The 289-nt window shown below is 71.6% G+C and carries 1 pseudogene; it reads left to right on the top strand.

Annotated elements, in window-relative coordinates:
* Positions 1-30: 30 nt before the first annotated feature.
* A pseudogene (locus tag SM755_RS23425) lies at positions 31-289 on the top strand (hypothetical protein); the annotation flags it as partial.

Below are 289 nucleotides of genomic sequence, written 5' to 3'. Positions count from 1 at the left end.
CATCCTCTCGCCGACCGTCAGTTGGACACGATGGACCGTCGGGTCGCGCTGCTCACCGTCCTGCTCGTCTCGCTCGTCGCCGCACCCGCCGCGACGCCGGTGTCGGAGACGTCCGACGCGGCGACGCTCGACCCCTCCAGGTCGGCATCGGACGCGATCGCGTCGAACGAAACCGTCCACGCGGCGGCGGAGACGGCCGGCCCGACGATATCGCGGACGCTCACGCTCCACCTGACGCCGGACCGGCCCGGCGAGATACGGACGGTGGTCAGCTTCGACATCCCCGAGG

Origin of the sequence: Natrialba sp. PRR66, assembly GCF_034808065.1 — an archaeon.
Lineage (GTDB): Archaea > Halobacteriota > Halobacteria > Halobacteriales > Natrialbaceae > Natrialba > Natrialba aegyptia.
Note: the sequence above shows the minus strand (reverse complement) of the source record. Positions and strands in the feature narration are given on the sequence as shown.